Raw genomic sequence first — 9307 nt, 5'->3', positions numbered from 1 at the left:
AAGAGTCAAACGACTAAAGCTTCTGTTACCGCTACGAATAGCTTAACGAAGGGCGCTGTTGAATTAACTAAAGTCGATGACACCGACGGCTCTACTCTTGAAGGGGCTATCTTTAAAATCGTTGATCATAACGGCCTTGATGTTCGTTCTGATTTGACTACTGATAAAGATGGAAAAATTTCTGTTTCTGATTTACATCCAGGAGACTATCAGTTTATTGAAACGAAGGCTCCTAAGCATTACGACTTAAATCAAAACCCTATCAAGTTTACTGTTGAAAAAAGTCAAACGACTAAAGCTTCTGTTACCGCTACGAATAGCTTAACGAAGGGCGCTGTTGAATTAACTAAAGTCGACGACACCGACGGCTCTACTCTTGAAGGGGCTATCTTTAAAATTGTTGATCATAACGGCCTTGATGTTCGTTCTGATTTGACTACTGATAAAGATGGAAAAATTTCTGTTTCTGATTTACGTCCGGGAGACTATCAGTTTATTGAAACGAAGGCTCCTATTGGATACGATTTAAGTGCTAAGCCAATTCCTTTCACAATTACGAAAGGACAATCTCAAGTTACTTCTGTTACAGCTTTAAATAGTTTAACAACAGGTTCAATGGAGTTAACTAAAATTGATATTGATCACCATGGAACACTTGAAGGTGCCCTTTTCAATATTTTAGATCACGACGGAAAAGTAGTACGAGAAGGTTTACAAACAGACGGGCATGGTAAATTAATCGTAAATGATTTGAAACCTGGTAATTATCAATTAGTGGAAACAAAGGCTCCTAAAGGCTATCAATTAGATGCATCACCAATAAATTTTACAATTGAAAAAGCTCAAGCTGCACCACTACAAATTACAGTTTCAAATAAAAAAATCGATTCTTCATCCGGTGGAGATGATAAACCAATTACTCCTCCTAATAAAGAAGAGGAAACAGGGAAAGAAACTTCTGAAGAACTAGAAAAAGGAAATCCTGACACACATGGTAAAGGAACTTCTGAAGAACTAGAAAAAGAAAACCCTGACACACAAATAAACAAACAGCAAGATGACCGAAATAAGGGTAAAGAACTTCCAAATACAGGTCACAAAAATGATCCTACTCAAACAGTAGGTATCGTACTTCTACTAGCTGGTTTGTTAAGTATTTTAGCTACAAAACGAAAAAAATATTATTAATAGTTTTTCACACCTAATCAAGTAAACATTTGATTAGGTGTTTTTTTATACCAAAAAAGGACGATACATAGAGTATTGTCCTTTTAACGGGGTGAGGCTGCCCAAAAGTACGGAAAACCTTTGAACAGCCTCGTATTTTCATATGGATGCCTTACATATATCACTGATAATAAGTATGAAATGCGGAAACATATTTATCATCACATGATTCAAACATGAGAAAAGAAACCCTATAGGATTCTTTTCTCTACATAATCTAAAGTTTGGGTACACTAGATTCATGCAATGTAGGAGCTTTCCAAGCAGAAAGCGAACCTTCATTTAAAATGATAGCATACATATCTTCATCAAAAATATGTAAATATGCATATAGCGTTTTTTTATTTCTCAATGTCAGAATATTGAAAAATAATAAAGGTAACGGTAAAATAAAGTCGTTATCCGTCTTCTTTTGTCAGTCAGAGAGAATAGAAGAATAGGAGAGGAAAAAATGAAAAAATCTTTGAAACAAAAAATAGTAAGCTCTTTGCTTGCTGTATCACTCGCTGTTAGCTTAGCTCCAATTGGACAAGCCAAAGCTGATTCCACGTCAGAAATCACACAGACTTCACCTATCACAAAACAAGTTGATGCAAGCCGTGCCATCGAACACATCCGTTTCTTATCCGAAACAATTGGTCCTCGCCCTGGTGGGACAAAATCAGAAGAATGGGCTTCTCGCTACGTTGGTATGCAGCTTAAATCAATGGGCTATGAAGTAGAATATCAACCATTTCAAGTGCCGGATCAATACGTTGGATTTATTGAATCACCATTATCCACAAAACGTAATTGGCAAGCCGGAGCTGCCGCTAACGCACTAATTTCTACAGAAGCTGTTACAGCTCCTCTTATCTTTGTTCAAGGTGGAACAAAATTAGAGGATATCCCAAATGAAGTAAACGGAAAAATTGTTCTATTTGAAAGAGGAACAACAGTTACAGACTATAATAAACAAGTTGAAAATGCTGTTAGCAAAGGAGCAAAAGGTGTCCTTTTATACAGTTTAATTGGCGGACGCGGAAATTATGGACAAACCTTCAATCCCCGCCTAACGAAAAAGCAGTCTATCCCTGTCTTTGGTCTTGCTTATGCACAAGGAAATGCATTTAAAGAGGAAATCGCTAAAAAAGGGACCACTCTTCTTTCTCTAAAAGCGAGACATGAATCTAACTTAACATCACTTAATGTCATCGCTAAAAAGAAACCAAAAAACAGCACAGGTAATGAAAAAGCTGTCGTTGTAAGTTCGCACTATGATAGTGTCGTTGGAGCACCTGGAGCAAATGATAATGCTTCTGGTACAGGATTAGTATTAGAACTAGCTCGTGCTTTTCAAAATGTAGAAACTGATAAAGAAATTCGTTTTATTGCTTTTGGTTCTGAAGAGACTGGCTTACTTGGCTCCGATTATTACGTTAATAGTTTATCCCAAAAAGAACGCGATCGAATTTTAGGTGTCTTTAACGCAGACATGGTTGCAACAAATTACGATAAAGCAAAGAATTTATATGCTATGACGCCTAACGGTTCTCCAAACCTTGTAACAGACGCAGCCTTACAAGCAGGTAAACAATTAAATAATGACCTCGTACTGCAAGGGAAATTCGGCTCTAGTGATCACGTGCCATTTGCTGAAGTTGGTATTCCTGCCGCCCTATTTATTTGGATGGGTGTCGATAGTTGGAATCCATTAATCTATCATATTGAGAAGGTATACCATACGCCTCAAGATAATGTGTTAGAAAACATTTCGCCTGAACGTATGAAAATGGCATTAGAAGTTATCGGGACAGGAGTTTATAATACACTTCAAAAATCTGTTGCTCAAACTGAACAGAAAGCTGCTTAATCATTTAAAAGACCACTGATTTTTATCGGTGGTCTTTTATTGAGAAAATATATATATGCATAAAAGCATATTTCCTCCTGCTCATTATCCTATACAATATTAAGTGTAACAAAAATGATTACAACTAATAAGGAGGTTTTTTCTACTATGAAAAAAATGATTTTAGCCAGTGCTTTAACTTTAGCAGGAATTACTGGCGCTACCGCTTTTATTCCTGAAACAAAAGTCGCTGCTGCCACTCAAGAACAAAGTTTTACAAAATTTTATTCTTTACAAACTGGAAGTAGTTCTGAACAAGAACCTATTTTCCTTCAAAAAGGACAGGAACTAACAATTCAACCTAACAGTAAAACTCCTAGTTACAGTGTTTATGACTCAAGTCATAACCTTATTGGGCGCTATTCTGATGGTTACGGCCGAATTTTCACTGCAAAAACAGATGGAAATATGTATGTTCAATTTCATGCACCTTTCGTTTACTATAGTCCTGTTAGCTTTTCCGTTACGTATACAATCCAATAAAGTGAAACTTTAATCAGTGGGGGTTTTCTTCATCCACCACTGATTATTAGTTGAACCAATCGGACTTTTATGAGCAGCCCGACCCCCACCTAAATTCTTTGCTTTCGCTGAATTTTGAGGTGGGGGTCTTACTGCCCATTAAAGCGGGATAAAATAAAGGGCCTTTCTCAAGGCCCTTTATTTTATTTCCCAATTCACTTTTACAAAACCATCTTTCACCAATACACCACTTATATTAAATACATACTTTTCATTTGCCTTTAAGGTAGCTTTGAAAGTACCTTTTTTCGATTCACAGATCTCTTTTAACTCTCTTATACCTTTTCCTTGTCTTTCATACAAGCTAAAGCATAAATTCCCACGTTTTGCATCTGTCTCATAAGAAAATGTTACTTCTGTATCTTTTTCATACTCAAGTTCAATATCTTTCCCAGCAATATCCCATGATGAGAATTTTGCCTCATAACTGGTCTCCCCTTGCTTCTCATTTTCTAAATATATATCACCAGCTCTCCACATATCATCTAACGTTTGGACGAAAGCAAAGCCGCTCAGTAATACAAACATCGCACTTGCAAATATGACAACTAATGTTATCTTTTGTTTTTTCATAGCCCTCATCGTATGTTCTCCTTCTATTTTCTTGTTACTTCTTCGTATCATATATAACAAAACTCCAATAAAAAATGGAAATACAATCGCTATAACACTCCACCACTTACTTATCCCACTCGTTTTCGCATCTGTATACACCCATGATGCTACACATACTAAAAGTGCTATAAAAGTTAAAAGCATTGCAATCCCAGCTATCTCAAATACTACAAATGGATTAGCGAACTCTATCATGTAATTTATACTCCTTCTTTAAAAATGACTGTATGACAACATATATAGGAACGTATAGATGCATCATAATCACACTTGCTATCAACATAGGGACTTTATGATTCAAATGAGTGACAAACTGCTCCATAACAATTGTTAATAAAATAATCCAAATCGCATGAATACAAATAACCCATCTCTTCTCTAATTTTCGAGCATTTCGTACGCTCTGTTTCGTATTATTTATCAGCTCTTCGCTTGGAATCATGTCTTCAGCTAAGCTGCTCCTTATCTTCTGATCAAACTTATCTTCCGTCATAAACGAACCCCTCCAAATGTTCCCGCATTTGCTTCTTCGCATAATTAAGGCGGTATTTCACCGTACCAATCGGTATATTTAATATTTCGCTCATTTCTTTATAAGAGTATTGTTCATAATAGTAGAGTACGAGCACGGTTTTATATTTTTCATTCAATAGCTGTATAACTTCCCGTATCATTTCCGCTTCCACTTTTTGAATAAATTCTTCTGATATATTCACTTCATCTGCGAAATCGATTTCTCCACCATCCTCTTTATGAAACAAATCCAATACGCGATCTTTCCACCTTTTCTTCTTACGATAAAAGTCATAAAACGCACGAACACAAATTGTAGTAATCCATTTTTTATAATTTTCCACGCAAGAAAGCTGGTGCCGAGAGGAAAAAACTTTTATCCAAGTCTCTTGAAAAATATCTTCTGCATCTTCTTTCGTTTTCGCTAATTTATAGCATAAGGAATATATTTGCTGCTTATATATATCAATTAATTCTTCTACCTTTTCTTCCATCGGAAACCTCCTGTCATTTATATAAGACGACGCAAATTCCCCTTTTGTTTGATAAAATTTTATTTTTTTATTATCTCCATACAAAAAGGCAATCACAACATCGTGTGATTGCCTTTTACTGAAAACGAAAAATCGGTTAGAATACTCGGTGGCTTCGCGCCTTCCTATTCTGAACGAGTCGCTTCCGCTTTTCTTTATTGTCCAGCTCTGCCTCCTAGCCCCTTCTGTCTAAGAGCCTTCGGGGCTAAACAGTCGGCTCAGCTTTTCTTAATTACATTTTTTCTGGTGCAGATACTCCTACGATTGCTAATGCATTTTGAAGTGTAGTGCGTACTGCTTTCATTAACTCATAGCGAGCTTTACTTAATTCTAAGTTATCTTGGTTTAATACTTTTTCTGCATTATAGAAGCTGTGTAATGTTGCTGCTAATTCAAATGCATAGCTTGTAATGCGGTGTGGCAGACGTTTTTGTGCTGCATCCGCAACTACAGCTGGGAATTCACCAAGTTTTTTCAGTAACTCTACTTCTTTCTCCGAAGTAACAAGCTTGTAATTCACGTCTCCGCCTGCAGCTAGTCCTAACTCTTCACCTTGACGAAGGATACTGCATACGCGAGCATGAGCATACTGTGCATAGTATACTGGGTTTTCATTAGATTTTGATACAGCTAAGTCCATATCGAAGTCTAAATGAGAATCACCGCTACGCATTGCGAAGAAGTAACGCATTGCGTCCACGCCTACTTCTTCCATAAGCTCACGAAGTGTAACTGCTTTACCTGTACGCTTACTCATCTTCATTTTTTCACCATTTTGGTACAGTTGTACCATTTGGATGATTTCTACTTCAAGTGTTTCTTTATCGTAACCTAGCGCTTGAATAGCAGCTTTCATACGAGGAATGTAACCGTGGTGGTCAGCACCCCAAATGTTGATTAACTTATCGAAACCACGCTCTAATTTATCACGATGGTAAGCGATATCTGGCGTTAAGTATGTGTAAGAACCGTCGTTTTTAATTAATACACGGTTTTTGTCGTCACCGTAAGTCATAGAACGGAACCAAGTTGCACCGCCTTCTTCAAAGATCTCGTCACGCTCTTTTAATACTGCAAGTGCAGCATCGATTTTTCCGTTTTTGTATAATGATGTTTCTGAGAACCATACATCAAACTTAACACGGAAGCTTTCTAAGTCTTTTTGAAGTTTTGCTAACTCATATTTTAAACCGTATGAACGATAGAACTCATAGCTTTCTTCAGCATCAGCTTTTGCATAACGATCGCCAAACTCTTCAGCTAAACGCTTACCGATTCCAATGATGTCCGCACCATGGTATCCGTCTTCTGGCATTTCTTTCTCTAGGCCTAAAGCTTGCATGTAACGAGCTTCAACAGAAAGAGCTAAGTTATGAATTTGGTTACCAGCGTCATTAATGTAGTACTCACGAGATACATCGTATCCTGCTTTTGCTAATACGTTACATAAAGTGTCACCTACTGCCGCACCACGTGCATGTCCTAAGTGAAGGTCACCTGTTGGGTTCGCGGATACGAACTCAATTTGTACTTTTTCACCTTTACCAGTATTCGTTTCACCGTAAGCTTCGCCAGCGTTAACGATTGTTGGGATTAAGTCTGTTAAGTAGCTATTATCCATGTAGAAGTTAATGAAACCAGGTCCTGCGATTTCAATTTTTTCAATAGAAGCTTTTGCTTTATCGAAGTTTGCAACTAATTCTTCTGCAATCATACGAGGTGCTTTTTTCGCAACGCGTGCAAGTTGCATTGCCATATTTGTAGAGAAGTCACCATTTGTTTTATCTTTTGGAGATTCTAATACAACGTTTGGAATCTGTTCTTCTGTCGCTAATTCTGCCTTTAATACAGCAGCTTGAATTTCTTCTTTAATCAATCCTTTTACTTGTTCTAAAGAATTCATTATTTTGCCTCCTTCAAATTAAGTGTAATTGTATATCTGCCAGCTTCTTGTTCACTTAGAAGCAATGCGTACGTTAAGAAGAGTTGTCCCTTTTTCTTTTCATCCGACCATTTAAAAAGAACGTTATCAGTTTTCGTTTGCAATGCAAACGTACCAAGTTCACTCGTATACGTACCAGTTGTCCATTCACCTTTCACATGCGTTTGACGCATTGAAACAGCACCTGAACGCATAATGAGAACTTGTTCATCTTGAATTTTAATAATTGTTTTCACTTCGCCCTGTTCGTTCGGCTCTTGGAATGTTACATATGTACCTTGACCTTTTACATAGTATTGACCATTTGCTTCAAAAGCAACGGTTTCCTTCCTCGCCCCTTCACGGATTTCTGTTACGAAATGAACGTGTACCGGCAAGCCTGCAAGTTGTTTCTCCACGTCTTGCACACCTTTCAAATGTTATAGATATTAAATACTACTTATAATAAATCACTTTTCCTATCATATCAAAAAAAACCTCTGTCTGTCTGCTGAAAAATCAGGAAAACTCCATTTCAAAAAATAATTCACTTTCACTTTATTTCATATGATAAAATGTTTTTTAAATCTAAATATTCTTTCATTCGAAGAGGTGAGTTATGTGTTACCGACAAAATTAAAAAAGGGTGATGAAATTAGAGTTATTTCACCATCTTGTAGCTTAAGTATTGTCTCAACTGAAAACAGAAAGCTTGCTATAAAAAGATTAACCGACATGGGCTTTCAAGTTACATTCTCAACATATGCTGATGAGATAGATCGCTTTGCTTCCTCTTCTATTTCTTCACGTGTTCAAGATCTTCATGAAGCATTTAGAGACCCTAATGTAAAAGCCATTTTGACAACACTTGGCGGATACAACTCTAATGGTTTATTGAAACATCTCGATTATGATTTAATTCGAGAAAACTCGAAATTTTTCTGTGGCTATTCTGATATTACCGCTTTAAATAATGCAATTTACACAAAAACAGGACTTATTACATATTCAGGACCCCATTTCTCTTCATTTGGAATGGAGAAAGGTCTCGAATATACGACTGATTACTTTTTACAATGCTTAACTTCTAATAAGCCTATTGAAGTCCTGCCATCTGAAACGTGGAGCGATGATTCTTGGTATATAGATCAGGAAAATCGAGAATTCATTACAAATGAAGGTTATATTTCGATTCATGAAGGCGAAGCAACTGGAGAGATTATCGGTGGTAATATGAGCACATTGAATTTACTACAAGGTACACCATATATGCCAAACTTACAGGGGAAAATATTATTTCTTGAGGAGGATAGTTTAACTGGAAAAGCTACCCTTAACACTTTTGATCGTTATTTACATTCTCTTATGCAGCAACCTGACTTTGAACATGTAAAAGGCATCGTTATAGGAAAGATGCAAAAAGGTGCAGAATGTACGATAGAAGACATTCAAGAAATGATTGCTTCAAAGCCTGAACTTACACATATACCTATCATTGCAAATGCAAGTTTCGGGCATACAACCCCGATTTTCACTTTCCCAATTGGTGGACGTGCAAAAATCTTTTCTAATAAAGAGAATTCAGCTATCACCATTTTAACGCACTAAAAAAGGAGCGAACGATTCGCTCCTTTTACGGTTTTTCTATTTTTTCCAACGCTTTTTGCGGAATTGATTCTTTTGGGATTTCAGCCCATCCTTTTCCTTGCATACCTTTTGCATAAATTTTTATAAACGCCCCCGTATGCAATTCACGGTTCATCATTCTTTTCACAACTTGTAACTTTCCGTCTTCTGTATACCCTTTAAATGTATACAAGTATTCACCGTCTTTTTTCTCACCTTTATTTATAACCGCATAATAATCTTGTATTTCTTTATTTGAAAAGAAGTTGTCTACAAAAGCATGCACACCTTCTGTTTTCGTGTTTAAATAGTACGCTGTTCCACCTAAAATAATGGCGAATACAGCTAAAACTTTAATTACCAATTTCATACATGCGCCTCCTGTTTGCACTTCTTTCTCACTAATCTTATGTCTATACCTGTATTATACGGAAAAAGGCATACTATACTCTATTGAAA

General features: G+C 36.6%; 11 protein-coding genes. 4 read left to right on the top strand and 7 right to left on the bottom strand.

The features are described from left to right. On the top strand, positions 1 to 1188 hold a 1188-nt coding region (locus AC1Q8N_RS19265), incomplete at its 5' end, for an MSCRAMM family protein (RefSeq protein WP_493521319.1). 256 nt (positions 1189 to 1444) lie between these two features. Here AC1Q8N_RS19265 and AC1Q8N_RS19260 read toward each other — a convergent pair. Next, positions 1445 to 1579 (bottom strand): hypothetical protein, encoded by a 135-nt coding sequence (locus tag AC1Q8N_RS19260; protein ID WP_081113519.1) that lies wholly within the window; start codon positions 1577 to 1579, stop codon positions 1445 to 1447. A 99-nt stretch (positions 1580 to 1678) separates the two neighbouring features. Here AC1Q8N_RS19260 and AC1Q8N_RS19255 point away from each other — a divergent pair, with 99 nt between their 5' ends. Both AC1Q8N_RS19255 and AC1Q8N_RS19250 read left to right on the top strand, forming a co-directional pair. After that, complete coding sequence (locus AC1Q8N_RS19255; protein WP_061671868.1) at positions 1679 to 3079, top strand: M28 family metallopeptidase; 1401 nt, start codon at positions 1679 to 1681, stop codon at positions 3077 to 3079. A 147-nt stretch (positions 3080 to 3226) separates the two neighbouring features. Continuing rightward, a complete protein-coding gene (locus tag AC1Q8N_RS19250; protein WP_000738236.1) occupies positions 3227 to 3601 on the top strand; it encodes a hypothetical protein in 375 nt (124 codons plus the stop codon). 177 nt (positions 3602 to 3778) lie between these two features. Here the strand turns inward: AC1Q8N_RS19250 and AC1Q8N_RS19245 are convergent, their stop codons facing one another. From AC1Q8N_RS19245 to AC1Q8N_RS19225, 5 genes are all read right to left on the bottom strand, one after another. Further along, the gene (locus AC1Q8N_RS19245; RefSeq protein ID WP_098048728.1) at positions 3779 to 4450 is read right to left on the bottom strand and encodes an anti-sigma factor; all 672 of its coding nucleotides are present in this window, start codon (positions 4448 to 4450) and stop codon (positions 3779 to 3781) included. Next, positions 4434 to 4748, bottom strand: a complete 315-nt coding sequence (locus tag AC1Q8N_RS19240; protein WP_000133818.1) for a hypothetical protein — start codon at positions 4746 to 4748, stop codon at positions 4434 to 4436. The genes AC1Q8N_RS19245 and AC1Q8N_RS19240 overlap by 17 nt, the downstream gene beginning before the upstream one ends. Beyond that, positions 4735 to 5262, bottom strand: a complete 528-nt coding sequence (locus AC1Q8N_RS19235; RefSeq protein ID WP_000391645.1) for an RNA polymerase sigma factor — start codon at positions 5260 to 5262, stop codon at positions 4735 to 4737. The genes AC1Q8N_RS19240 and AC1Q8N_RS19235 overlap by 14 nt, the downstream gene beginning before the upstream one ends. Before the next feature lie 271 nt (positions 5263 to 5533). Then, positions 5534 to 7204 (bottom strand): arginine--tRNA ligase, encoded by a 1671-nt coding sequence (argS, locus tag AC1Q8N_RS19230; RefSeq protein WP_098075911.1) that lies wholly within the window; start codon positions 7202 to 7204, stop codon positions 5534 to 5536. After that, positions 7204 to 7641 carry a YwiB family protein gene (locus AC1Q8N_RS19225; protein WP_000414868.1) on the bottom strand — a complete coding sequence of 146 codons (438 nt, stop codon included), beginning with the start codon at positions 7639 to 7641 and terminating at the stop codon, positions 7204 to 7206. The genes argS and AC1Q8N_RS19225 overlap by 1 nt, the downstream gene beginning before the upstream one ends. A gap of 202 nt (positions 7642 to 7843) precedes the next feature. On the opposite strand from AC1Q8N_RS19225, the gene AC1Q8N_RS19220 reads away from it, so the two are divergent. After that, the gene (locus AC1Q8N_RS19220) at positions 7844 to 8830 is read left to right on the top strand and encodes a S66 family peptidase (RefSeq protein ID WP_098075909.1); all 987 of its coding nucleotides are present in this window, start codon (positions 7844 to 7846) and stop codon (positions 8828 to 8830) included. Positions 8831 to 8855: 25 nt separating this feature from the next. On the opposite strand, the gene AC1Q8N_RS19215 is transcribed toward AC1Q8N_RS19220, so the two are convergent. After that, positions 8856 to 9218 carry a YxeA family protein gene (locus AC1Q8N_RS19215; RefSeq protein ID WP_000779928.1) on the bottom strand — a complete coding sequence of 121 codons (363 nt, stop codon included), beginning with the start codon at positions 9216 to 9218 and terminating at the stop codon, positions 8856 to 8858. Between the last annotated feature and the right edge of the window lie 89 nt (positions 9219 to 9307).

This window comes from Bacillus sp. GW823-FHT06B01 (genome assembly GCF_058952315.1).
The sequence above is the reverse complement of the archived record's forward strand: the minus strand, read 5'-3'. Positions and strand labels throughout refer to the sequence as shown.

Coding starts and splice junctions, on each gene's coding strand:
- AC1Q8N_RS19255 (WP_061671868.1), top strand. CDS start 1,679: ATGAAAAAATCTTTGAAACAAAAAATAGTAAGCTCTTTGCTTGCTGTA.
- AC1Q8N_RS19250 (WP_000738236.1), top strand. CDS start 3,227: ATGAAAAAAATGATTTTAGCCAGTGCTTTAACTTTAGCAGGAATTACT.
- AC1Q8N_RS19245 (WP_098048728.1), bottom strand. CDS start 4,450: ATGATAGAGTTCGCTAATCCATTTGTAGTATTTGAGATAGCTGGGATT.
- AC1Q8N_RS19240 (WP_000133818.1), bottom strand. CDS start 4,748: ATGACGGAAGATAAGTTTGATCAGAAGATAAGGAGCAGCTTAGCTGAA.
- AC1Q8N_RS19235 (WP_000391645.1), bottom strand. CDS start 5,262: ATGGAAGAAAAGGTAGAAGAATTAATTGATATATATAAGCAGCAAATA.
- argS (WP_098075911.1), bottom strand. CDS start 7,204: ATGAATTCTTTAGAACAAGTAAAAGGATTGATTAAAGAAGAAATTCAA.
- AC1Q8N_RS19215 (WP_000779928.1), bottom strand. CDS start 9,218: ATGAAATTGGTAATTAAAGTTTTAGCTGTATTCGCCATTATTTTAGGT.